Here is a 23343-nt window from a genome sequence, read left to right as displayed (position 1 = left end):
CCTGCTCACGCGATGTGAACAGGCAGGTATATTTTATGCCGTAATCGGAATATTCTCTGTTTCCTCCATACCGAGGAAGAATAGGCGGATATTCAGGCTCTCCATGGTAAACAAATGAATCTGTTGATTTATTTCAATCCAATATAGTTCCATATATTGAAGCCTGTCGGCAGCGGGATCGTCAGCATATAGATCAAAGCGCCGATCAGAATGACTAAAGCGATCGACAAAACGCCGATACGGTTCGGCAGCCGCTTGAATATTCCGACGATACCGAGCAGGAACAGCACCAGCGAATAGAGTACGCTCACGAGATTATAGGCGTCGCCGCGCGCGTTATCATTCTGACCCTCTTTGAGCAGGTCTCTCGCCTCCTCGGACTTCTCTTCGGCGTCCGTAAAATACTTCTCGGTGATTTGCGGCATTTTGAACGGACTGTCCTCATCGTTGTCCTTCATCCATTTGATACCCTCCATCAGGATATCGCTCGCGTTCTGTTCCGTATATGTTTTGAGCTTTTCATTGATGAGATCAACCTTATCCTGATTGCCGTCAGATTCCGCCATCGCCATTTCAAAGGAATAATCCATCATCGTGTTCCATGTCATGATATCGGAAAGAAACATCTGTAAACCGAGGTTATACGCGGAAGTCGCCTGTGAGGACGTATTGTTGCTCTTGGTGAAGTTGATCGCCTGGATGCCGCCGTGCAGGGATCCGATCCACGAAGCCCACGCTGTCAGCAGCGCGGTCACGCCGAGAAGGATCGCCACGATGATCTCGACCTTGTTCTCATTCCAAAAGGATTTTTTCTCCGGCTTTTCGGCACTTGATCCGCCGTTTTCGGAAACATCCTCGGGTGCGGCTTTTTCTGTTATATTCGCATCGGTTTCTTCCGATGGGATGGTATTCACAGCTTTGTTATCCTCAACCATTGTTTACTCCTTACGTTATGTGGATTTCTGATAGGAAATCGAATAAAACCGCTAAAGCCTGTTTCCTATCAGAAATCGGCATAATTATACTTCCCGACGATCGGCAATGCAGTGCAGCCGCTCTCAATTTAAGAACGGCTGCAGCATTATATTACGGATTGATCGAAACAACCCTCCGTCACGAACACAAGTGTCCGTGCCACCTCCCTTAGAAAAGGGAGACATAGTAGAATGATTATTCTGCGAGCATATTCTTGCCCTTGTTCAGCAAGGACAGATATACGATATACGCGATGATGTTCAGTACCATAGCAACAATCGCGATAACGCCGCCGAGGACGGAAGCGAACATACCGCCGAATACCAGAACAAGGATGTTGGCGATCAGAGACAGCGCGTAGAATACGACGATGATGGTCAGAAGGCTCTTGCCCTGCTGTGCGACTTCGTCGTTGCCGATCTTAGCAGCAATGTTGGTGATACCCTTGATGACAAAGACGGTCACAAAGATCGACATCAGGTTCTGTACGATCTGGCAGATGCTCTGAACGGTAGCGTTCTGGTAGAAGATACCGCCGACAACTGCAGCGATCAAGCTGATGATAATGAGAATCAGAGCAGTCTTGAAAGCGCCCTCATCCTTAGAGGCGTTGATGATACCGACCAGCGCCATGATACCGCCGATCAGCGCCAGGATCGAAGCGGCAGCGATCAGAAGTACGGTACCTACACCGGCAGCGATCGTTCCGCCCTGGGAATTAGCGTTTGCCGCAGCGACAGTGACGATCGTCATGACAATACCGACGACGGTCACGATAGCAGCGATCAGCTTGAGGATTTCGGCAGTGAAGATTCTTTTCACGCCTGTTGCAGCATTTTGGAATTTCATAGTGTTCCTCCTTGAAATAAATATGGATTTTTATAAGATAGCGCCCTGCCCTGCATAGCCGGGCGCTGACTCACCGAAATAGTTTTATTATTTGATGTGCTGGATGATACTGATGCTGAATCCGGAAGGAGATCTCATCATAGCGGCTTTGGATGATTTTGTGTTGACAGTTTCATCGCCGTAGGCATTTTGATAGCCGTGCCGCAGGAGCGTTTGATACGCCTCGTCAAAATCGTCCACATTCATGCGGATGCCTGCCGTGCCGTGTTCCGCCTCGACGTTCGACTGCAGTATATCCAGATAAAAGCCGTTTGCGTCCTTCATCCGAATCACAGTGTCATCTCTGTCCGCGATCTCGATTCCTTCCTTTGTATGACGGCGTTCAAAGCCGAGTGCTTCAAACAGCTTGATCGTATCATCGACCTGTTCAGTTACAACAAAAGGATTAAAGCTGGTGATTTTCATCGTTTCCTCCATCGTATCAATTATTCTGTCAGAGCTTTCTCTGCAAAGCTACTCAGCCGGCTGCAAAGAATTCATTCATCTTCTGACTGATCAGGCTCAGATCGTAGAAGTTTTCGTAAGGATTATTACCGTCGGTCATCAGGTCAGCGTCCACAGGACAGCCAAAGTCCACACTGCTGCCGTCGTCGAAAATGGTAGCGCTGGTCGCCGCGGAACACTGGATTCCAATGCCGCCGACGCTGCCTTTACGGATCGCGCAGGCACCGCCGTAGCTCTTTTGTCCGAGGATCATCGCGTCGTGCTCATGCATGAACCACGGATAGGCGTTGCCGCAGGAGAAAGACTTGCTGCTGGTCAGCACGGCGTAGTTGCTTCCCGACTTTGTGCATGTCATGCCCTCGGTGAGATCGGTACCGATCGTATAGAACTGATCGTAAAAGTCCTTACGTTCATATAAGGAACATCGGGCTGATCGGCATAGACGCGCAGGGTCGCGGTCTCGGTGCTGTCGAGGCTGCTGCGCAGTACGGGAACAGTTTTGGTCGTGAATGACGGATTGTATTATTCGTCCACCATATTTCCGATGACGTCGAGGTTGAAGTAATCGGAATAATCCGGTGTGCCGTTATTGTCCTTCGTGAGGACAAAGTCAGGATCAACGCCGAAGTCGACGTGCTTGTTGTTCTTATCCATCAGCTTGTAGCGGCTGGAAAGATTGAAGGTAAGACCTTCGGATTCGGTCGTATGCTGCGGAGCGCACGCGCCGCCGCCGGTGGTCTCGCCGAGCAGAGCGATTCCGTTATCCTTAGCCATATTTGCAAGATAGTTCGCCGCCGAATAGGACTGCGCGCCTGCTACTACAGCAAAGGTGAACGGATAAGTTACCTCGTCGTCCTTTTCATCGAAGACGCGGTCGAAGTTCATATCCACATTATAGTGGAGCATTTCATCCTGACCGGAGAATTCGTTGAACTGATGACGGTATGTCTGACCGGACATCAGCTTGGAAATATAAGTAGAGAAGCCGCTTTCGCCGCCGTTACACATCGCGATATTCACAACGAATTTCTTGATAGAGGCATTGGACTTTGCCTTTTCCAGCGCCTTTGACAGAGAGCCGAGGGTATCAGCCGGCAGCTCGTTGATGGTTTTGTCATTATAATATGCTGTCCATCCGGCGCGGTCGCAGAAGTAACCTCCCGCGACAACGAACATAGCGGTATCGCCCTTTTCCATGTAATACGCGCCGTCGTCGTTGCTGTACACGAGTCTTTCGAAGCGGTCATAGTCGGCGGGGTCAAGCCCGGTGAGCGTGGCGCTGAGAGCAGCCATAGACGCCTCGGACTGATTTGTCTTTTCGGTATAGTCGATGCCTGCCGCCATACGTTTTTCTCTCCATGTTGCGGTCACGTCCGGAGCAGCCCATATCACATCGTTGAAGGCTGTGTGTCCGCCGTCGTCACATCCGAACATGAAGAGGCATAACAATCCGAGCGCATAATCGCCCATATCCTTCGACGTCAAATACTGCTTGACAAGCGGGAGCTTCATACCGTCTATCGTCTTGTCGAGCGTCTTGTCAAGACCGACTGCTCTGATACTGTCGGCTAATCTGCATCTTTCGGGATATCCGTAGAAGGTATCAACATAGTAGCAGAGGCAGCCGTAGTCATAATCAATCTTTTGCTGCGAACGTTCTTCTTTGGTAAAATCATAGTAATTCGGGTCAAGACTCTTAGCGTTTTGCTTCTGCAAAATGCTCATACCGTCTTCTATATAAATACCTTTGCCGTTATAGAACGCTACATAGCTATAGGGAGAACAGAAGGTATACTGGAGCAACCCCAGCGGAACCCAAAGCTCATCGCCGTCGCCGATGACATTGATGCCGTATTGACTAAGATCAACCGCTACCGGCTTGACTTCACCTGTATAGTCGGTCGATGTGTTCCTCACAAAGGGCGCGCTGGGATCCCCCTCTTTATCGAGAAGGATCGTATAATACGGCGTTGCCGTGTACGTTTCAAGGTTTTCAATATTGAGGGTATCCGCTTCAGCGTCAAAGGTACCCTTTACGCCGTTATAGGCAGTGGTAACATATCTGCTGCCGCTGCGGGTCACGGTCATTTCGGACGCTTCCTCAGGATATGCGTCGGCGCCCGTGAAATAAAGCTGGTTGTAATACTCGTCGATCTTCATGTAGGGTACGTCGCCGTACATACGGACATTGACAGTCTCGTCGCTGTCCATTGTCTCGCGATAAACAGGAAGCTTCTTTTCCGTGTAGTCCTTGATGGGCTTTCCGATACCCTCGGGCGCTTTCATCTCCGCGATATAGCGTTGGATCCATGTCACGTCGAGGATGGTGACCTCGCCGTCGCCGTCAACATCCGCCGCCTTGAGCTGCCAATCGTCGAGCTTAGCCATTTTTACATCATAGCGCTGGATCAGGGTCGCGTCCGTTACATCAACCACACCGTCGCCGTCGACGTCGCCCAGGATGATCTCCGGCTCGGGGGTCTTTGCGATCATATACGCTTTGATGCTGAAATTATCGATTGCATAATCGTTGAGATTTTGGACTCTGGGCTCGTATTCGCTCCAGTCTGTCCATGTACCATCCTCAAAGACGAAGCTCTCGCCCTTATTGACGACTGCGACGCCGTATTCGTCGGCGTTTCTGTCTCTGTCGTCAGAGGAGATACCGCTTTCGGCTTCCGCAGTCTTTACCGCTTCCGCGTACGATTTGGAATAGGACGCGTTCACAGCGTATTCGTACATCGTCGCTCCGTTTTTAACAACGGTTTCTTCCGCTACAACGGCAAACTTCCCGCCTTTTTTGATGGTGATCGAGCCGTCCAGATTTTCACGGTGGAAGCCGGCATATTCATAGGCGGCTGTCTTTGTGCCGAGCAGCGTGCCGTCCTCCGGATTTGCCGCGTTATCATTCAGCAGATAGACGGAGTATTTCACATTTGCGTTCGGGTAAGCGGTCTTGGTGGAAACAGAGGCAAGATTGACGTCGGCTCCGGAATCGTTGACAAAAACGTTCGCCGTCTTAAGAAGACCGCTGTCCTGGATATTCGTGATCTGACTTGTACGGACGCCGATAAGCGACGGCATATAATCGTACATTCTGACGACAAGCTCTCCGTCGGCTTCCGAAAGGTCGGTGTCAAAGGTCATGCTCTCGCAGCAGCTCAGGGTCTTGTCGTAGTAAGAGACCCAGAAATAGCCGGTATGCTTTCCGTTTTCTTCAATACCCCATTCGTAATATCCGATCGTTCCGCCGCCTTCGAGCTCCGTATAATCCACCTCGGAGCCCCATGAGTTTTTGCAAAGCCATGCGCCGTTTCCGGGAGGCTGTTTTCCTTCCAAGAAGTTGGAGGCGGAATAATCGTCGTCCCAGCCGACAATGCAGATCATATGATTCGTATTCAGATCTTCATTTGTATAGTGCGCCCATGTTTCTTCGTTCATCATAGGATTCTCCGAAACCTCGCCGGGCGCAGAGGTATCCGCCTTGAGGCCTGCGGTGACGCCGTGTCCCGCATACAGCTCGGCTTTGACCGCATTGACGCCATCCCAGTTGACGCTCTCCCATTTTTTGTTTTCATCTACGTTGAACAGATCGGGTAGGCGGTTGCCGTCCACCATCGTAAAGCCGGAGCTGACGTTGCGGCTCAGGCATTCTTCACCTTCTATGGTCGAGTATTCCGGGATAGACCAATCCGCCTGTTTTGCATAACAATTGGTGGTTGCGGAACCGTCGATGTACTGTTTTAAGGTCGCTTCCTCCACCATCTCTGCGGTAAGCTTGGTGTTATCGGGTTCAGTCAGATAACCTTCTCTGCGCAGATAACGGAGATATCCCTGTGCATCCGCCGCATCCGGATCCTGTATCAATTCCTCCGGCGTCATACCGGTCTGATCCACAAAGGCCTGGATCGCAGTTGCCCTGCCCTTCTCGGGATACTTTTTCAGGAACTGCACCTCTGTGATAGCTTCGTCGCCCTGATACGGAAAATATTTCTCATATACGGGACCGATACCGGAAGCAAACAGGGTTGAAACATTAACGCCGTATGCGCCGTTATTATAGGTGATGTTCGGTACATCTTCTTTGTTTGTTACATACATACCCTCGCCTGCCTGCATGGGATCGACCGCTTCAGTGATCGGATTTGCGCCGAACCATGCAAGATGCTTTTCAGACAGGTCAAGGTCCGAAGCGTCTATGCCCTTGCCTTTATCCTTCAGCATAGACAGAATGCTGATCTCAGCTGCCGCCGTGCTGCCGAAAGCCCAACAGGTGCTCCACGGGTCCTGCTGCTTCGCCGAGGTCACAACGTCGCGGTCTCTGAGATCGAACGAGGAAGGCAAATCTCCCTCGCCTGCTGCGCTCGCCGAGAGCGGCAGTACCGAGAACATACTCGCGATCATCACGATCGCAAGCAGAATACTGATCATTTTCTTCATGCTCTTTTTCATGAAAGGCCTCCGTTTTTTAAAGTATTTAACTTTATAACAAAACACCATATTGTATTATAGCAGACAAACTGTACACAAACCGTGACAAGTTTCTATATAAGAATTATAATCTCACCAAAGATATCAATCGTATTTTGTGCAATATAACGAAATTTACAAGGAAGGTCTTTTTAACCGCAAATACCCAAATCTTTTTCAAAAAAAGAGGACGGCTTATCCAAGCTGTCCTCTGAAAAGTATTATTCTATCCACCTGAATTCCTCCGCGATGATTTGCGGATCTCCGGTGATTTGAAACATATTGATATTCGCGCAGATCTCGCCGTATTTTTTTAAGATCACATCCTCCGCGCCGACGCTTCGAAAACCCGAGCGCATATCGCTGATCAGCTTGCGCAGGTACGGCTGTTTCTGTACATCTCCGCCCCACAGCGCCGCAATGATCTCGCCGTTGGTACAGTAAGCACCTTTTTTGTAAACAAGGTACGCAAAAAGCTCTGTTGTTGACTGGCGCTTGAAGCCGAGCGGTTTATCGTTTGCAAAAACCGCAAAGGGACTGCACTGCACCATCAGACGCGGCTGTGCCTTCGAGATGGGATATCGCAGCTCCTTCAACTCACGCTCGATGTCCTTTTCGGCGACCGGCTTTGCGAGAAATCCGCTGGGACGGACGCCGTACGCTTCATAGCTGTATTCCGGATGACCGGTGACAAATATGATGTTGAGCTCTTTGTGTTCCTGTCGGACTTTGTCGGCGAATTGGATCCCGTTGAGTCCCGGCATTTCGATATCGAGAAAGAGTATCTGTATGTCGTCGCTGAGCAGCGCCATCGCCTCGCTGACGGAATTTGCCGCAAGGTGCGTGCCCGCGGGATCGAGCTTGTGCAGCATAAAGGTCATTAAATCGGTTGCTGTCTTTTGATCGTCTAAGGATAAGGTTTTCATAATCATTCTCCTATCGGCTCGGGCAGCGTGATCCTTGCCGTGGTGCCGCTCTCGTTGGTGATGACCTCCAGCTCGCCGCCCGTGATCGACCGCAGCCGCGAACGGACGTTTTCGATACCGATCCCGCGGCGTTCGGTCTGCTGTTGTGTGATATTGCTTTTGCCGGAGCCGTTGTCGATCACTTCAATGACGATACCGCCCGGCTCTCTGCGGGAGCTGATCTGTACATCGCCGCCCTCGTCATAGGTGCCGATACCGTGGCGCACAGCGTTCTCGACAAGCGGCTGTACGGTCAGCGGCGGAAGCATGAAGTCGTCGCACTCGATGTGATAGATCACGTTCAGGCGATCTCCGAAGTTCTGCTGTTCCAAGGCGAGGTAGGCTTCGGTATTCTCCATTTCCTTTTCAAAGGAGATCATTTTATTGGAACCGCTGAGCGCTTCAAAATGAGAACGTAGGTACATGGAAAAGTTGGTGATGCTTTCATATATCTCAGGATATTCGGTACACTGCGCGCGCAGCGCCATCAGCGAATTGCTGATAAAATGCGGCTGGATCTGCGCCATCAGCATTTCATTGTTCGCCTGCTCTGTCGCAAGCCTGCTCTCCAATAGCTCTTGCTGCACCCGGTTGAGCTCATGCTCTCTGCTGACAGCTGTTGAGGTTCGGTAGCTTTCGTAAAACACATATACGATCAGCGCCGAAAGCGTGACGGATATATTGTTGAAGCTGATTCCCGTGTAGGTAATGTTAAGGATAAATCCGATGATCGGCAGAACAGAGGTGGTGATCAACACCTTAAAGATAAACCGATCCATCTTCCGACGGCAGAAAACGAGAACAAGTAAGATATAAACAAAGGATATGATCGTGGTGTAATACCATATCGGATACAGTGCGCCTCGAAAATAATCGGAGCGCTCATCAAGGTAGAACAGCCAATGCGTGAACGGCGTGATCGCCAGAAGCACCAGCGCGGGTATATGGAGGAGCTGAATCAATAACGTAGTTTTTCTCAGCCTTTCCATTCCGTTTACCTGAGCCACATACTTTTTGACGACCTGCAAAAACAGCAAGGTCTGAAAAGCGCCTACGGCAAAATAGCCGATGAGCATCACATAGTGTATCGATACGCTGAAATCCCCCGGTACGCCTGTGATCAGATTGATGACGATATCAAAGGTGTTGTAGAAAAACACCGCGATAAAGAAAATCATGATTTCTTTGGTGAACGGCGTTTGGTAGTTATTCGGTCCGGCAGCGCTTTTGCTTTTTTTGATGCCTGATGAAAGCGACAGTGTGATAATAACAAGAAGTATGTTGCTCCAAAGCGACACGGCGATTTGTATTATTCCCGATATCCCGATCCGCTGTATCAATTCATTCATACCGATCATCCTTCAATTGAACAAATAATAGTTTCATGATTTTTCTATCTCCCCTTCATACTGTAGCGATTTACGCCTTATAAAACTTTTGGCTAATAGGTACATTATCCGTACGAATATCTCTCCTTGTTGGTCTACTTCTAATTTATAACTAATAACAATCACTTGTCAACAAAAAATATTTAATAAATAATAATAAATCATAACAAATCAAGTGAAAATAATCACTTTTCGCTTGGAATGGTTACTAAGAAACTATTGTACCCATTTCCATTTATCTTTTGTATAAAAAACAGCCTGCTGACCGATTCGATCAGCAGGCTATGCTTATTGATGGATAATTTCATCGTTGACGATTTCGGTTGCCCTATTGCGGATGTTGTTCATTCGCTTAATCCACAACATTTGACTTTCCGATTTGAGTTGTTCGGTTAATCCTTCTTGTTCAGCAAGTTGTCGTACAAGGAGATCATACATTTCGGTTGCTTCTTCGTTGATCTCGGCAAGGTGATCGTGGAGTTTGCAGGCTGTCAGCAAATTGTAGTAGAGAATCTTGTGATGCTCTCTCAGACAGCGTCTTCGCCTTGCTCCCCAAATCCCGATTTCACGATTACCCTGCTCCGGTAAGATCAGGTTAGGCAGGTTGTAGTCTCCCTGTCTGGTATAAGTAATATCTGTGCTCATAGTCATCGCTCCTTTACGCGCGCTCGCATGATTTTCGCTTTCATAACCTTGATGATGATTTCATCAATCGCATCGGTGTAGTGTCCTGTTCTGATCAGCACATTCTTCTTTTCGATAAGGCTGTCTAACATAATACGACGCTGTTCATTTGTTAGATAAACATGATATTTCTTTCGCATTGACATTCCTCCCTTGATATAGTACCATCATTGTATAACAGACAGCTCCAAAAGACGAATGTGCGGATTAAATTATGGGGGTGCGTAAGCCACCCATTCGGGAGAGCGTAGGCGCGACTTCTGACAGGAGGTGTCGCTCCCAAGACGGGGTAACCGATATCCTACAGATATAGCATAGCTTATCTCCACCAGAAAAATAACCGCTTGTTCATAACGAACAAGCGGTTATTGTTATGTGATTATTATGCTGTCGCTATTATAAAAATAACATTGGGAGAATTGCTGTGTACATCATCAAAAACCTTGAGCATAGTCTGCGCGTATTGTCGCATATCATCCGGCATTGTTTCTAACCCTTTGATTTCAACAGTTACATTCTCATCATCTTCATACCAGCCATCTAAACAGTCCCAAAGAGCATCCCAATTCTCACCGTAATAATCCGGAAACTCAAACTTTGTTTTCAGTTCCCTATGGAGTTGTGCAGGATATTTCATATTGGTAAAATCTAATGTTATCTTTATTGCTTTCATATTAAATAGATTAACCTCCTTATATAATTTCAACAAATGTTCTGTAATGATCAAGAGTAATAAAAATCAATCCGTCATTGGAGTATAGTATTCTTTCACTGTTTCTGTAGCCCCCGGAATAATTGATATCCGCCTCATACCATATTCGTCCGGGCTTCTCAGGTAGATGCTCGTTACGATTGAAGTACTGACCTCTTGTAATCATCTTACCGGGAGCCACCTTGTCGAGATTCCCCTCTTTAGGTTTGAAGCCTAATTTCACAGCTTCTTGATAAGTGATATAAAAGTCAGGAAGCTTTCCTTGGCTTTTTATCCACCAGTCAGCTCCATTATGTTTCTCGTTAGTTGCGGTTCCGACTATAGCTATTTGAATCGGTTGTATAGTACATCGACAATGAGGGTGTAAAGGCGGAAGAGGAAAGACCAGATTATGTCTTTTGTAAACCTTCCCCCACATATTCTTGCATTGTACACACAACTTTTCGTCTTCAACTACTACCCAGTTTAGAAAATGGACATTTGCATCGGTAATCCAATCCACAAGAAGTGCCTGTAAAAATTTGGTTGTGCTTATCCGATTGTTTCTGATAACATAGCCATTTGTCTTTTTAACAAACATTATTTCTCTCCTTCATTTAGTAAAAGATAGTTTCGCCTTTCACTTATGAGGAGATTTCGATTATAGTTGCATAGTATTATGCAACTATAAAATGATTGTAACATTATTATTTGTGTTTGTCGATAATCTGCTTTTTATTTCAAACAATCTTCATACAAGTTTCACACGGTGTTCACATAACGCGGGGGCGATTTAAGTTTCATATTAGGTTCACCGATTACAATACAAGCATAGCACAGGAGGTGGCTCATATGAGAGATAAGATATTGAAGCGGTTCGCGGCGGGGACGGTCGGCGTTCTCTTCGCCTATGCGCTGATCAAACAGCCGTTCGCGGTAATGAGCGATCCCGGCGCGCTGATTGCGGCTGATTGGAAGAAGACAGAGCCGACAACAGCGGTACAGGCGACACAGCCCCCGACATCCGCTCCGACGGAATCGCCGACAGAAATGTTCATGCGGCATCAGGCGGAAACATCAGCCCCCACGCAAATGCCGACCGAACCTCCGACTATTGCGGAGACCGAGGCACCCGAGAAAAACAATTACGAAGATGATTCTTCACAGGACGACAATCGTGATGAGGAATGGCAGCCCGAACCGGAACAGCAGTCCGGCGGCGACGTACCGTCTTTGACAGAATTCCTCTCGACCATGATCTGCGGCGGGTGCAGACACAGATGCTCACTCGTCAGCCCCAGATGTATGAAAGGACGCTCCAAGGCAGAGAGCGCAACGGTGGAATACTATGAAACATACGGAGCATAACAGCTTCAAAAATGAAGCCATGGAAACGATCGGCAGGATCGAAACAGAAAACAGCAATCTCTTTGAATTGAAATGGTTTTTGGAAACAGCGCTGTTAAGATTTGATGAAAGTTATCTGAAGAAAACGCGGCCGCAGGTGATCGTCCTCGGCAACGATATCCCCGCCGAAGTGCTGTACGCGGTATGCGATCAACCCTTTTATGTGCTCGGCGGCAGCCTCGGTACGGCGCACTGGGCGGATGAACTGACCCCGCGCGATACCGATCCGTTCAGCCGATCGACACTGGGCTGGCTGATCAATCCCGATTTTGATATCACCAAAAATGCTCTGATTGTCACGGCAACATCCTCGGACAGCAGGCGCAAGCTGATCTCCGTCCTGCAAAGCGCGGGGCGTCAGGTCGCCGCGATGGATGTCCCTCCGATGAACAACACGAGCAACGCGATTCACTACTATAAAGATCAAATGGTGATGCTTGCGGAGAAGATCGGCAAGCATACGCATAAGCATCTGACAGGCGGTAATCTCAGGCACGCTGTACGAAAGGTCGCCCGCGCGCACCGACATTGGCAAAGATTCACCGCGACAGCGCATACTGCGAAGGGTTTCATTACCGATGAGGCGGTTCTGTTGGTCACGCAGTGCATGTATTTTGCAGACAGCTTGGATGAATGGGCACTTCATACCGTTGCTCTGACAGCGGAATTGGAAACGCTGAACAAGCGGTTCATGCTCAACCAAAAAGAAAAGCCTAATGTCCTGATCCTCGGCTCACCCGTCGTGTTCCCAAACTACAAGGTGCCGCAGTTGATCGCTTCGGCAAATATGCGGATCGCGGCGATCGCCGACAGCCTGTCTGTAGAGGCGGCGCTGTCGGTCAAAAGAGGCGGCAGGATGATCTCAGCCGACCGCATACTGGATCAGATCGCGCAGGATCATCTGCGGGCGACGTCCTCGGGCGCAAGAGTGAACAACGAGGGCTTATATTCCTACTTCCTGCACCTAGTCGATCAGCTCCGTCCCGACGGAATCGTGTGTCATATCCTGAAAGGTCAGATCGAATACGACTTTGAGCTGCCGCATATCGAAAAGGCGGCGGAGGAGCTCGACATCCCGGTGTTCCGCTTAGAGACCGATTATCAGTATCAGGATATGGAACAGCTCAGGATCCGTATGGAGGCGTTCGGCGAGATGCTGAATCAAAGAAATATCGTCAAAAGAAAGGCAAAACGAAGCGCATAAAGGAGGATCACAATGAAAAACAAAACAATAAAAAAGATTCTCTTTGCCGTATTCGCGGTTGCAATATGCGTCGCGGCATACTTTGCGGCAGATCTGGCGTTCTTTCAGTATGACGATCCCTTAGCACGCGCCTCATTGACCGTTGAAAACGACGACAAAAATTTATCTTTCACCTATGATAACGACGCGATCACCCTGCACGGCGCGGAGGATTCGACCGTTTACGCGTTGACGGTCGAGGGTGTCAAAACCGTTGAGGGAGCACATACAGAATCCCTGCCTGCTGATTTTCTCGGCAGCTTCGCCGCTGTACGGATCGATGTGTCGAACGACGACGGCGACGGGACCACCGAACATGTTTATCATATCGCCAAGACCGATATGGAATACACGCAGGGATATACCACCTCGGCAAACGTCTTCCTCAGCGACGAGATACCCTTTGAGGTCGCGTATGTCGACAGAGATCATTTCACCGTCTATCTCGAAGGCAAAACCATACCTGATACAACCATCACCGTAACGCTTGCGGACGGCACGACAAAGCAGGTCACGACCGACGAGAACGGAAACATCAACGAGCTTGACCTTAACGATGTTCGCGACGGTCTGACCTTTACCTATATCCCCGATGCACACAACACCTATACGCTCCACTATCAGGTGGAGGCGGATACGATCTTCACTGCGCGATGGCTGTTGGCAATGCTGCCGTTCGGGATCATCATCCTGGTATCGGTCATCTGCATCGCGCTGGATGTATGGCTGAGAAAGCTCTTGTACAAAAAGGAAAAGATGCCGGTCGGCAAAACGCAGATCACTTCCAAAGATACACGCAAAAAGCGATTTGTATTCGGCTTTCAGACGATCAGATGGATCATTATGATTCTCAGCTTCGGGCTGTTGATCTTCGGCAGCAGACTGACGGGAACGGTATTCACCAACGTCCAGCTCCCGGTGCTCGCCTGTCCGTGCAACCTCGATCAGCTGACAAGCGCCGGTTGCTACTATTTCAGCCACCTCGACGTGTTATTCAGCGAAGGCTGGCAGGAGATCCTCTCCTTCTTCGGCAGCTTCATCATCTGTGCCGTCCTGCTCGGACGCGTCCTGTGCGGATTTATCTGTCCGTTGGGATTTGTGCAGGACGTCGCGCATGAAGCAAGACAGGCGCTGCACATCGAGGGGATCTCACTCAACGAGAAGATGTACGCCGTCCTCACGCTGGTCAAATGGATCATGCTGATCATCTTCCTCGGGATCGGCTTTATCGGCGGCAACTTCTGCGACTTCTGTCCCGCGGCGGCACTATCTCCGGCTCTGGCGGGCTTTAAATTGAGCTTGGGTCTCGGCGGTTTCTTCATGATCGTTGTGATCGTCGCGGGCTTCTTCAAGCGCAGAGCCTTCTGCAATATCTGTCCACTGGGCTATATCCTCGGGCTGACGCATAAGGCGTCGCTGTTCAAGCTCAAAAAGGACGCGGTCGCCTGTACCGAATGCGGCGCGTGCTACGAAGCCTGTCCGATGGGGATCAAGTCGATCTTTACCGAGCGCGAGGGCAAGGATATCCGCAAGATCGACGTTACCACCGCCGATTGCATCATGTGCGGCGAAAGTGTGCGCCGATGCCCGGAAAACAATGCTCTAGCTATTACCTTCTGCGGAAAGAAGGTCTACAACGCAGACCGCATGAAGTTCATGAAACAATACGCACCGAAACCCGACAAATACACACCGTTTTATGATAAGGAAAAGCACTGATAACCATTGCGTTCGTTGCAAGGTTGATATGGGGTCCCCGACACGCCTGCGTGTTGGGGAGAGGACGAACGGCGATACGAGGTCAAGGCGTACCTACCGGTTACGCCTACCGAGTTCAGCCGATGAGGACGAGAAAAGAGTGATAAGAATGAGTGAGATATACACCCGACAGGGTACCCCGGAGGAGCGCAGGAAAGCGCGTTTTCTCAATAAATCTTCCGCGACCGCGATCAAGTATCTCAGAAAAATTGAAGACCTGCCGCATAAGCCGGAAGCACTGAAGCCGTTCACGGATGTTTTAAAACACGTTTTCGTCGATATGCAGGGCGCGGTGAAGCCCAAGGGTGTCCCGTCCGTCGGCACCTACTGCGTGATGGTACCGCCCGAGCTGATCTACGCGGCGGGCGCGATGCCCGTCAAGCTCTGCGGCGGCAGTTATACCGCGTTCAACGTCGGCGACGATATCGCGCCGCGCGACGCCTGTCCGCTGGTCAAGGCGATCATGGGCTTTGAGAGCATCGGCGTGATGCCGGTGTATCAGGAGTGTCAGTTGATGGCGGTGCCGATCACCTGTGACTGCAAAAAGAAGCTCGCCGGCTACCTTGCCGAACACCGCAAGACCGTTACACTTCATGTCCCCTCCGGACGCGACCGCGACGAGGATATGGAGCAGTACGTCAGAGAGCTGTATCTGTTCAGCCAAAAGCTGACAGAAGTAACAGGAATCGAACTCAGCTATGAGCGTCTGTCATGGGCTTGCGGCATGACCGCTGCGGCGCAGTATGAGCTGTCCCGCTTCATCGAACTGCGGCGCAGATATCCGCTTGCCGTTAAGGGAACGCACTACATGGCGGCGATGAATGCGATCAGCTACACCCATATCTCACTTTGGACGCAGTATATGCATGACCTTTGTGATGAGATAGAAGCGAAAGCAAAGCGCGGCGAGATGGCATCCAAAGAAAACCGTCCGCGCATCCTGATCACAGGCTCGCCGATCGTTTTCCCTAACTTCAAACTGCCGCTGTTGATCGAAGAAATGGGCGGCGCGCTGGTCGCTGATGAGACCTGCATGGGTGAGCGCGGTGCTTATGATCCGCCCGCTATCGTCGATCAAAGCACCGACGGTATCATGCGGGCATTGGCGAACAAGAGCACCCGTCCCTGTACCTGTCCGACCTTTGTCGATAACAAGCGTAGGCTGTACCGTATCATGCAAATGCTGGAGGATTACAAGGTGCAGGGTGTGATCTATCACGTCCTGCGCGGATGCCTCGTCTATGACTATGAGTATCAGGTAATGGAAGAAGAGCTCGGAAAGCTCGGTATTCCTATTATCCGCGTCGAGAGCGATTATAACGAAGAGGACGTCGAACAGCTCCGCATCCGTGTGGAGGCGTTTATCGAATTGATCAAGTATGGGAGGTAAGAATATGAAAGTATACGCAGGCTTGGACGGCGGCTCCACCTATCTGAAAGCCGCTTTATTGGACGAACACGGCAGGGTGCTCCGCACGGGCGTAACCAATACCGGTATCGACAACAACGGCGCGGCACAAAAGCTGCTTGCAAAGCTGATGAGCGAGGTTGGCGTATCCCGCGTCGACTATACGATGGCGACCGGCTACAGCCGCAAGATTCTGGAGGTAGCGGATGACGATGTCAGCGAGATCACCGCTCACGCCTACGGTGTGCGCGTGACGGCTCCGCGCGATTATCGTCCCGGCATGATCGTTGATATCGGCGGTCAGGACAGCAAGATTATCTATCTGGACGCCAACTATTCCGTTAAGAATTTCAGCATGAATGATAAATGCGCGGCGGGCACCGGCAAGTTTATGGAGGTCATCGCGCAGATTTTGGAAACCACCATCGACCAAGTCGGGCCGCTTTCGCTGGAAAGCACCGCGCCCTGCGATATCAACAGCACCTGCGTGGTGTTTGCACAGTCGGAGGTCATTTCTCTGATCGCGCGCAAATTCGACCGCCGCGACATCCTCTCCGGAATGCACCTGTCGATGGCGAAGCGCATCATCAAGATGATGAAAAAGAGCGAGAAGAACGGCGATGTTCTGATGAAAGGCGGCGGCGCATTGAATATCGGACTGCGCAAGGCGTTTGAGGATGAGCTGATGCGCGATATCTTTGTCGCGAATCATCCGCAGTTCAACGGAGCGATCGGTGCGGCGCTGCTCGCAAGCGAAAGGGGTTGAGCGTATGTTGATGGAAGCATTGGCGGCGTCGGTATCGGTGGGCTTGGGCTGCGGCACCTGCTGCGGCTCATCAGCGTCATCTTTTCTGGCGGTCTACATACTTACCGAGGGCGGCGGTTTCAAAAGCTCGATGAAACACGTCGGCAGTTACTTTCTCGGCAAGATCCTCGCGGTCTGTGCCATCTGCGCGCTGACCTCGGCGATCGGTAAGGTGTTCATCGATGAGAACGGCATGATCGGCGGCTTCAACCTGCATCATCTGGTGTCTTGGGTGATGATCGTATCGGCTCTGTTTTTGATCTATCGGTGGTTTCGCAATCGCAAACCCGACTGCAAAAAATGCGGCGGCAAGTGCTCTGCAAAGCACAAGACTCGCCTGATCCCATCCTTCTCTGTCGGGCTGGCCTACGGCGCTTATCCGTGTGTTCCGCTGACGATGGTAGCCGGTTACGCGATGCTGTTGTCGCTGCCTGCGGCTGTTCTGCTCGGCGCCGCGTTTGCACTGGCAAGTTCCCTGACGCCCATGCTGGTTGTTTTCGGCTTATCGGGAGCGCTCAGCGGCAAGATCAACAAACAGCTCGGTAAGGCGATGCCGTATGTGCAGTTAACGGTATATATCCTGTTTTTGATCCTTGCAGTCGTATCACTGTTTTGGTATAATTAAAAAAAGCGGTTAGTGGTTAGTGGCTAGTGGATAGAGTTGGAAGGGAGCGTTTTTTGTGGTAAAGAGTTATAGGGATTTAACAGTTTGGCAGAAATCGATGACATTGGTATTTGAAGTCTATCGTTTGATAAAAAATCTGCCAAAAGAAGAGCTGTATGCTTTGTCCTCTCAAATCCGACGTTCTGCTGTATCGGTTCCCTCCAATATCGCAGAGGGACAACAAAGAAACTCAAAGAAAGAGTTCATTAATTTCCTTTCCATAGCAAAAGGTTCAAATGCAGAGTTGCAAACGCAATTGATGATTTGCGTTGGCTTGAATTATCTGTCCGAAGAAGAAATCGACACCGCAATGCAACTTTCAAACGAAGTAGGGAAAATGTTGAACGGACTAATAGGAAAACTAAGTAGTTTGTAGTATTAAAATGCGTTATTGATTGTTTCTAACCACTAATCACTAACCACTAACCACTAAAAAAACACCGGAGGTGTTTATGATGCGTATACTCTTTGCGGAAGATGACCGCGATATCTCCAAAGCGGTGCAAACACTTCTCACGCGTTCGGGCTATTCCGTTGACACGGTCTATAACGGTCGGGACGCGATCGACTATATCGAACAGGGCGACTACGACGGCGTGATCCTCGACTGGATGATGCCGCGGCTCAGCGGTATCGAGGTGCTCGCGCAAATGCGCTCCAATGGGATCACAACGCCCGTACTCATGCTCACCGCCCGAGACGCGATCGAGGACAGAGTGGAAGGGCTGGATACCGGCGCGGATGATTATCTGCCCAAGCCCTTCGCTGCCTCGGAACTGCTCGCCCGTATCCGTGCTATGCTCAGACGCAAGGAGGATTACCGGCATGATGTGATCAAATTCGCCGATATCGAGCTGGACAGATCTGCAATGACCGTCCGATGTAACGAGAAAAGCGTCAGCCTGACCAACAAGGCGTTTCAGCTGATGGAAATGCTCGTTGAACATCCCGGCGCGGTGCTGAGCATCTCGCAGATCATGGAACGCGTCTGGGGCTGGGACAGCGACGCAGAGGTCAACGTCGTATGGGTGAACATCTCTTTTTTACGCAAGAAGCTATCGGAGCTGGGCGCGCATGTTAAGATCAAGGCAGTCCGCGGAGTCGGTTATTCTTTGGAGAGTTCGTTATGAAACAGATCAGACAACGCTTTATCAAGATTGCGTTACTCGCGCTGACGCTTGCTATGCTGTTAGTGGCAGGCGTCATCAATGCTGTTCATTATGTCAACACGACAAGTGAATTGAAAGAAACGCTGAACTACCTTGTCGAAAGCGAGAACAACAATACACAGAAAAAGCAGGGGAAATTTGATATTGAAAAAGAAGAGGCTCTCTCGACCGACGAAAGTGCACAGCTGTATCGTCACAAGGGCAGCGATCACCGCATGAATACCAAACTTGAAGAATCACGGTATTTTATCGCGATCCAAAGTGCGGACGGTGAAGCCTTTCTCGGTACAGGCACTAAGGAAACCGAGTACGCGAAAGAGGATCTTTTGTTGATCGCGGAAAACATTTTTGCTTCGGGCAAAGCCTCGGGTTATGCCAACAACTATCTGTATCAGGTGACACAGAATACTGATGGTTCAAAGTCCGCAGTGTTCCTCAACATCGAATCCAAGCGTTCAGAGATCGTGTCGCTCGCCGTGATCTCGCTGATCGCCTGCGCAGTCGGTATCCTGCTGTCGTTGCTGCTGGTATCGCTGCTCAGCAAGAGAGCAATACAGCCGATGATGGATAACATCGAACGGCAAAAGCGATTCATCACCGACGCGGGCCATGAGCTGAAAACACCGCTGACGGTCATCTCCGCTAACATGGATGTGCTGTCGATGGATATCGGGCCAAACGAGTGGATACAGAGCACCCAAAAACAGGCGGCCAATATGCGCAAGCTCGTAAACGAACTTGTCTACCTCTCGCGCATGGATGAAGCGGATTCCGCTTTGGAAATGCATGAATTCAACCTTTCAAACGCCGTGCGTGATACTGCCGATCCGTTTATCGGCATGGCGGAGTTTAACGGCAAAAACCTGATCGTCAACGCGGAAGATAAACTGATATTCAACGGCGACGAGGCTGCTGTCAGAAGGCTCATCGGTATCCTGTGCGACAATGCCGTCAAATACGCACCCGAGGACAGCGATATCCATGTATCGCTCCGTCAATCGGGAAAGAACATTATTTTCCAAACAGAAAACACCATGAAAGAGCCTTTGAGCGAGGAGGCGCTGACGCACCTGTTCGACCGCTTCTACCGCGGTGACGAATCCCGCTCCAAGGAAGAGAACAGCGGCTTCGGCATCGGACTCTCCGTAGCTCGCGCGATCACCGAAAAGCATAACGGAACCATCAAGGCAAAGATTGTTGATGATGACAAATTGCAAATTATCTGTACCTTGCCGAAAGGACGTGTATTGAGTTGAAAAGAATCATCAAATCAATGGAAGATAAATATTTAAAACCGTCATTAGATATGGTAAGAAGAAGCTTTGCCGATTGGTCAAACGAGGAGGAAGCGGATTTGGTCGTCAGGCTGATAAAGGAAACCCGTTCAATGAGCACCTATATTCCCGAGCTGGAGCTGATAATGGTGAACGACGAAGACGAAGTGATCGGATACGCTTTGTTCTCAGGCTTTCACCTCGGAGGAAAATATAAGGATGAACTTTTGCTGCTTAGCCCTGTTGCCGTCAAAATCGAATTGCAGCGGCAGCATATTTCAAAAGAAATCATCGAATACGGTTTTGAAAAAGCAAGGCAAATGGGATTCAGCGCGGTGATCGTCGAGGGCAATCCGCAGAATTACAGAAGCCGCGGCTTTCAGACCTCTGCGGATTTCGGTATCATTGCAGGCAAAAGCGTAGGACTTCCTGCGCCGGAGTGCCTGATGGTGAAGGAGCTTGTTGCCGGTGCGCTCGACCATATTCAGGGTGTTGTAGAATATACCGATTATAAATGCTTACGATGAACCGGTTGACAGTTTTTTTGAAGTCTGCCGTGAGATAGTTATGTGAATACAGAAGGAGGTATTACAGTGAAAAAAGCTGATGCATATAAGATGTATTTTAATAAAGATTATTTGATGGGGCCCAACAGCGTGAGGTTGCTTGAAGAAATGCTTGAAAAATATCCGCTTGAGAAGGGTATGCGCGTATTAGACCTCGGCTGCGGAAAAGGATTGACCAGTTTGTTTCTTGTAAAAGAGGCTGATGTAAATGTTTTTGCAAACGATTTGTGGATCAGTGCAACGGAGAATCATACTCGATTCAATGAATGGCAGATTTCGGACAAAGTGATCCCGATCCATGCTGATGCGAATGATTTGCCGTTTGCCGAGAGCTATTTTGATGCTGTAGTGAGCATAGATTCCTTTCATTATTTTGCAGCACAACCGCATTTCTTTGAGCAAAAGATTTTACCGTTGTTGAAACCGGAAGGCGTGGCAATAATAGCAATGCCGGGATTAAAAGAAGAGATACACGGCAAGGAACCGGAAGTAATACTGGAATGGTTAGACGGTGAGGAAAGCGAATATTCTTTATATCACTGCAGGGACTGGTGGCTGAAACAAATAGGTCAGAGTGATGACTTTAAGGTTTTGATGGATTTTGATTTAGAGAGCTTTGATGAAGCATGGCAGGATTGGTTTTTGTCCCGACATGAATTGGCACTGCATGATGAGGAGTTCTTTAAAAAAGGAATCGGAAAGTATCTGTCAACGGTCGGACTTGTTATTCAAAAAGTGTAAAGGGTTCCCTTAATACTTGCAAAAATATATCGGGCGAAGGTGAATTAAAAAATCCATCTTCGCCCGATATTTGTTTGTAATGTTAATCTAATGATATTGAATTTCAATTTGCGGATCAACAGTTGCTTCCATTCAAAACATTTAATGAGGTACAAAGTTTTTTAATTATGGCGATTTCGCCATAATTACACGGCAGTTAGGATGAAGCACCTTTTAATGTTTTGTCAATCTCTATGGGGTTCGTAAGCCACCCATTCGGGAGAGCACTTGGTTCGCATTCAAGAGGTCAGCGGTTCGAATCCGCTTATCTCCACCATTTCAGAAAGAACGGATATCCATAAAGGATATCCGTTCTTTCTGATTATACCAGCAAAGTGGCAGATAAGCGGATAGCGCAGCGTTTTGGCGACTGTGCCGTCGTCGTCACTCGCCGTATTCGGTAGTCATATCCGGTTGGTATGACTTAACCTCATGTGGCGGTTCCTCCTCGCCCAATAATGCGGGGCATTATGGGGACCCCGTTATGTGCGCGAAGAACTGAAGGTAAAATCAGTCCGGCGGACTGATTTTAAGGAGAGCGTAGGCGCGACTTTTGACAGGAGGTGTCGCTCCCAAGACGGGGTAACCGATATCCAACAGATATAGCATAGCTTATCTCCACCAGAAACATAACCACTTGTTCATAACGAACAAGTGGTTATGTTTTGAAATAATCCTTGACAAATCATTAAAAGTAATATACAATAGCAGTTAGCGATGACTAACCGCTATTATTTTTATCCGTTAGTTAGCAAAAGCTAACCAGCATATATAATGAATCGAATATCATGAAGCTGACAGCATTTTCTATCATGCCAACCTTCGGCGTGTCGCTTTTGACAGGCTTGACGGCGGCATAAAACAGATATGGTAAAAACCCTTAACGGGACTGAATAGAAAGGAAGATTTTGATATGAAAACAGCAGTTGTATTCTGGAGCGGAACGGGCAACACCGAAGCGATGGCTCAGTCGGTAGCCAACGGTGTGAAAGCCGCCGGAGCGGAGGTCGATGTTTTGACCTGCGGCCAATTCAACGAAACAATGATAGACGATTATGATTCCATCGCATTTGGTTGTCCTTCAATGGGCGCAGAGCAGCTTGAAGAGGATGAATTTGAGCCGATGTTCAGCGCCTGCTCACCCAAGCTCGGCGGAAAGAAAATCGCCCTCTTCGGTTCCTACGGATGGGGTGACGGCGAGTGGATGCGCAACTGGCAGGAAGAGTGTGAGAGCGCCGGAGCGGTTTTGACTTGTGAACCTGTTATTTGCAACGAGGCGCCCGATGACGAAGCGATCGCCGCGTGCGAAGCGCTCGGTAAAGCGCTGACTGAATAAGTCAGTCAACGAATTGCAGCGATTTCATTTTTGGGTAAAGGGAATAAATTGAGCTCCCCTTCACCTCAATATCATTAAGTTAAGGAAAATGTATCTCGGCGGACACAAGTGTCCGCTCGGTCAATTGATGCAATTCCTCAGTCGCCGCAAGGGCGACAGCTCCTTTTCCCAAAAGGAGCCTTCCTTAACTGAATGATATTGCTCTTCACCCTATGTACTTTTTCCTTCTGAGAAGAACGCGGTCGTCGTTATCCGATGATCGCGTTTTTCACAAGGATAGAATACCGAAACAGGAGTCTTGCAAATAAAAGTCAAGCCCTAAAATGAAAAAAGATGAGATTATTTGGGCATACACAAAGCAAGGCATAGCAAACAAGCCGAAGAACATTTTTTCAGCTTGAAGTAAA

The 23343-nt window shown here is 49.3% G+C and carries 23 protein-coding genes; 12 read left to right on the top strand and 11 right to left on the bottom strand.

Translation table 11 applies throughout. From position 1 onward, the window contains the following. Positions 1 to 128: 128 nt before the first annotated feature. The 11 genes from JKK62_RS02675 to JKK62_RS02625 form a co-directional block, all read right to left on the bottom strand. Positions 129 to 935 carry a hypothetical protein gene (locus tag JKK62_RS02675; RefSeq protein WP_201426864.1) on the bottom strand — a complete coding sequence of 269 codons (807 nt, stop codon included), beginning with the start codon at positions 933 to 935 and terminating at the stop codon, positions 129 to 131. Positions 936 to 1170: 235 nt separating this feature from the next. Next, positions 1171 to 1824 (bottom strand): hypothetical protein, encoded by a 654-nt coding sequence (locus tag JKK62_RS02670; RefSeq protein WP_201426863.1) that lies wholly within the window; start codon positions 1822 to 1824, stop codon positions 1171 to 1173. Positions 1825 to 1911: 87 nt separating this feature from the next. Continuing rightward, the gene (locus tag JKK62_RS02665; RefSeq protein WP_201426862.1) at positions 1912 to 2289 is read right to left on the bottom strand and encodes a VOC family protein; all 378 of its coding nucleotides are present in this window, start codon (positions 2287 to 2289) and stop codon (positions 1912 to 1914) included. A 52-nt stretch (positions 2290 to 2341) separates the two neighbouring features. Continuing rightward, positions 2342 to 2683 (bottom strand): hypothetical protein, encoded by a 342-nt coding sequence (locus tag JKK62_RS02660; protein WP_201426861.1) that lies wholly within the window; start codon positions 2681 to 2683, stop codon positions 2342 to 2344. A gap of 167 nt (positions 2684 to 2850) precedes the next feature. Beyond that, the gene (locus JKK62_RS02655) at positions 2851 to 6780 is read right to left on the bottom strand and encodes a dockerin type I domain-containing protein (RefSeq protein WP_201426860.1); all 3930 of its coding nucleotides are present in this window, start codon (positions 6778 to 6780) and stop codon (positions 2851 to 2853) included. Positions 6781 to 7019: 239 nt separating this feature from the next. Further along, positions 7020 to 7724, bottom strand: coding sequence for a response regulator (locus JKK62_RS02650; RefSeq protein WP_201426859.1), 705 nt, complete (start codon positions 7722 to 7724; stop codon positions 7020 to 7022). A 2-nt stretch (positions 7725 to 7726) separates the two neighbouring features. Then, a complete protein-coding gene (locus JKK62_RS02645) occupies positions 7727 to 9112 on the bottom strand; it encodes a sensor histidine kinase (protein ID WP_201426858.1) in 1386 nt (461 codons plus the stop codon). Between the two features lie 327 nt (positions 9113 to 9439). Further along, a complete protein-coding gene (locus JKK62_RS02640) occupies positions 9440 to 9796 on the bottom strand; it encodes a TnpV protein (protein WP_201426857.1) in 357 nt (118 codons plus the stop codon). A 2-nt stretch (positions 9797 to 9798) separates the two neighbouring features. After that, on the bottom strand, positions 9799 to 9975 hold the full coding sequence (locus JKK62_RS02635) for a hypothetical protein (protein WP_201426856.1): 177 nt from the start codon (positions 9973 to 9975) through the stop codon (positions 9799 to 9801). Between the two features lie 242 nt (positions 9976 to 10217). Next, positions 10218 to 10508, bottom strand: coding sequence for a barstar family protein (locus tag JKK62_RS02630; protein WP_201426855.1), 291 nt, complete (start codon positions 10506 to 10508; stop codon positions 10218 to 10220). 19 nt (positions 10509 to 10527) lie between these two features. Further along, positions 10528 to 11127, bottom strand: coding sequence for a ribonuclease domain-containing protein (locus JKK62_RS02625; protein WP_201426854.1), 600 nt, complete (start codon positions 11125 to 11127; stop codon positions 10528 to 10530). Positions 11128 to 11378: 251 nt separating this feature from the next. On the opposite strand from JKK62_RS02625, the gene JKK62_RS02620 reads away from it, so the two are divergent. The 12 genes from JKK62_RS02620 to JKK62_RS02565 all read left to right on the top strand — a co-directional run bounded on the left by JKK62_RS02620 (position 11379) and on the right by JKK62_RS02565 (position 22936). Further along, positions 11379 to 11894 carry a hypothetical protein gene (locus JKK62_RS02620; protein WP_201426853.1) on the top strand — a complete coding sequence of 172 codons (516 nt, stop codon included), beginning with the start codon at positions 11379 to 11381 and terminating at the stop codon, positions 11892 to 11894. Further along, positions 11875 to 13137: a 2-hydroxyacyl-CoA dehydratase family protein gene (locus JKK62_RS02615; protein ID WP_201426852.1), complete on the top strand. Its 1263-nt coding sequence runs from the start codon at positions 11875 to 11877 to the stop codon at positions 13135 to 13137. Before JKK62_RS02620 ends, JKK62_RS02615 begins: the two co-directional genes overlap by 20 nt. Positions 13138 to 13149: 12 nt before the next feature. Continuing rightward, on the top strand, positions 13150 to 14895 hold the full coding sequence (locus tag JKK62_RS02610; RefSeq protein ID WP_201426851.1) for a 4Fe-4S binding protein: 1746 nt from the start codon (positions 13150 to 13152) through the stop codon (positions 14893 to 14895). A gap of 148 nt (positions 14896 to 15043) precedes the next feature. Next, entirely contained in the window at positions 15044 to 16324 is a 1281-nt protein-coding gene (locus tag JKK62_RS02605) for a 2-hydroxyacyl-CoA dehydratase family protein (protein WP_201426850.1), read from the top strand. 4 nt (positions 16325 to 16328) lie between these two features. Then, the gene (locus JKK62_RS02600) at positions 16329 to 17108 is read left to right on the top strand and encodes an acyl-CoA dehydratase activase (RefSeq protein WP_201426849.1); all 780 of its coding nucleotides are present in this window, start codon (positions 16329 to 16331) and stop codon (positions 17106 to 17108) included. Between the two features lie 4 nt (positions 17109 to 17112). Then, positions 17113 to 17772: an urease accessory protein UreH domain-containing protein gene (locus tag JKK62_RS02595; protein ID WP_201426848.1), complete on the top strand. Its 660-nt coding sequence runs from the start codon at positions 17113 to 17115 to the stop codon at positions 17770 to 17772. Positions 17773 to 17827: 55 nt separating this feature from the next. After that, on the top strand, positions 17828 to 18187 hold the full coding sequence (locus tag JKK62_RS02590) for a four helix bundle protein (RefSeq protein ID WP_316637471.1): 360 nt from the start codon (positions 17828 to 17830) through the stop codon (positions 18185 to 18187). A 76-nt stretch (positions 18188 to 18263) separates the two neighbouring features. Further along, complete coding sequence (locus JKK62_RS02585; RefSeq protein WP_366502883.1) at positions 18264 to 18941, top strand: response regulator transcription factor; 678 nt, start codon at positions 18264 to 18266, stop codon at positions 18939 to 18941. Continuing rightward, positions 18938 to 20236, top strand: a complete 1299-nt coding sequence (locus tag JKK62_RS02580; RefSeq protein WP_201426847.1) for a sensor histidine kinase — start codon at positions 18938 to 18940, stop codon at positions 20234 to 20236. The genes JKK62_RS02585 and JKK62_RS02580 overlap by 4 nt, the downstream gene beginning before the upstream one ends. Positions 20237 to 20286: 50 nt before the next feature. Further along, entirely contained in the window at positions 20287 to 20781 is a 495-nt protein-coding gene (locus JKK62_RS02575; RefSeq protein WP_201426846.1) for a GNAT family N-acetyltransferase, read from the top strand. A gap of 66 nt (positions 20782 to 20847) precedes the next feature. Beyond that, positions 20848 to 21561 (top strand): SAM-dependent methyltransferase, encoded by a 714-nt coding sequence (locus JKK62_RS02570; RefSeq protein ID WP_201426845.1) that lies wholly within the window; start codon positions 20848 to 20850, stop codon positions 21559 to 21561. Between the two features lie 952 nt (positions 21562 to 22513). Further along, positions 22514 to 22936 carry a flavodoxin gene (locus JKK62_RS02565; protein WP_201426844.1) on the top strand — a complete coding sequence of 141 codons (423 nt, stop codon included), beginning with the start codon at positions 22514 to 22516 and terminating at the stop codon, positions 22934 to 22936. The last annotated feature ends 407 nt before the right edge of the window (positions 22937 to 23343 follow it).

Source organism: Ruminococcus difficilis (genome assembly GCF_016680995.1).
Note: the sequence above shows the minus strand (reverse complement) of the source record. Positions and strands in the feature narration are given on the sequence as shown.

Excerpts from the sequence above, each read along its gene's own strand:
- JKK62_RS02675 (WP_201426864.1), bottom strand. The coding sequence starts at position 935 with ATGGTTGAGGATAACAAAGCTGTGAATACCATCCCATCGGAAGAAACC.
- JKK62_RS02670 (WP_201426863.1), bottom strand. The coding sequence starts at position 1,824 with ATGAAATTCCAAAATGCTGCAACAGGCGTGAAAAGAATCTTCACTGCC.
- JKK62_RS02665 (WP_201426862.1), bottom strand. The coding sequence starts at position 2,289 with ATGAAAATCACCAGCTTTAATCCTTTTGTTGTAACTGAACAGGTCGAT.
- JKK62_RS02660 (WP_201426861.1), bottom strand. The coding sequence starts at position 2,683 with ATGACATGCACAAAGTCGGGAAGCAACTACGCCGTGCTGACCAGCAGC.
- JKK62_RS02655 (WP_201426860.1), bottom strand. The coding sequence starts at position 6,780 with ATGAAAAAGAGCATGAAGAAAATGATCAGTATTCTGCTTGCGATCGTG.
- JKK62_RS02650 (WP_201426859.1), bottom strand. The coding sequence starts at position 7,724 with ATGAAAACCTTATCCTTAGACGATCAAAAGACAGCAACCGATTTAATG.
- JKK62_RS02645 (WP_201426858.1), bottom strand. The coding sequence starts at position 9,112 with ATGAATGAATTGATACAGCGGATCGGGATATCGGGAATAATACAAATC.
- JKK62_RS02640 (WP_201426857.1), bottom strand. The coding sequence starts at position 9,796 with ATGAGCACAGATATTACTTATACCAGACAGGGAGACTACAACCTGCCT.
- JKK62_RS02635 (WP_201426856.1), bottom strand. The coding sequence starts at position 9,975 with ATGCGAAAGAAATATCATGTTTATCTAACAAATGAACAGCGTCGTATT.
- JKK62_RS02630 (WP_201426855.1), bottom strand. The coding sequence starts at position 10,508 with ATGAAAGCAATAAAGATAACATTAGATTTTACCAATATGAAATATCCT.
- JKK62_RS02625 (WP_201426854.1), bottom strand. The coding sequence starts at position 11,127 with ATGTTTGTTAAAAAGACAAATGGCTATGTTATCAGAAACAATCGGATA.
- JKK62_RS02620 (WP_201426853.1), top strand. The coding sequence starts at position 11,379 with ATGAGAGATAAGATATTGAAGCGGTTCGCGGCGGGGACGGTCGGCGTT.
- JKK62_RS02615 (WP_201426852.1), top strand. The coding sequence starts at position 11,875 with ATGAAACATACGGAGCATAACAGCTTCAAAAATGAAGCCATGGAAACG.
- JKK62_RS02610 (WP_201426851.1), top strand. The coding sequence starts at position 13,150 with ATGAAAAACAAAACAATAAAAAAGATTCTCTTTGCCGTATTCGCGGTT.
- JKK62_RS02605 (WP_201426850.1), top strand. The coding sequence starts at position 15,044 with ATGAGTGAGATATACACCCGACAGGGTACCCCGGAGGAGCGCAGGAAA.
- JKK62_RS02600 (WP_201426849.1), top strand. The coding sequence starts at position 16,329 with ATGAAAGTATACGCAGGCTTGGACGGCGGCTCCACCTATCTGAAAGCC.
- JKK62_RS02595 (WP_201426848.1), top strand. The coding sequence starts at position 17,113 with ATGTTGATGGAAGCATTGGCGGCGTCGGTATCGGTGGGCTTGGGCTGC.
- JKK62_RS02585 (WP_366502883.1), top strand. The coding sequence starts at position 18,264 with ATGATGCGTATACTCTTTGCGGAAGATGACCGCGATATCTCCAAAGCG.
- JKK62_RS02580 (WP_201426847.1), top strand. The coding sequence starts at position 18,938 with ATGAAACAGATCAGACAACGCTTTATCAAGATTGCGTTACTCGCGCTG.
- JKK62_RS02575 (WP_201426846.1), top strand. The coding sequence starts at position 20,287 with ATGGTAAGAAGAAGCTTTGCCGATTGGTCAAACGAGGAGGAAGCGGAT.
- JKK62_RS02565 (WP_201426844.1), top strand. The coding sequence starts at position 22,514 with ATGAAAACAGCAGTTGTATTCTGGAGCGGAACGGGCAACACCGAAGCG.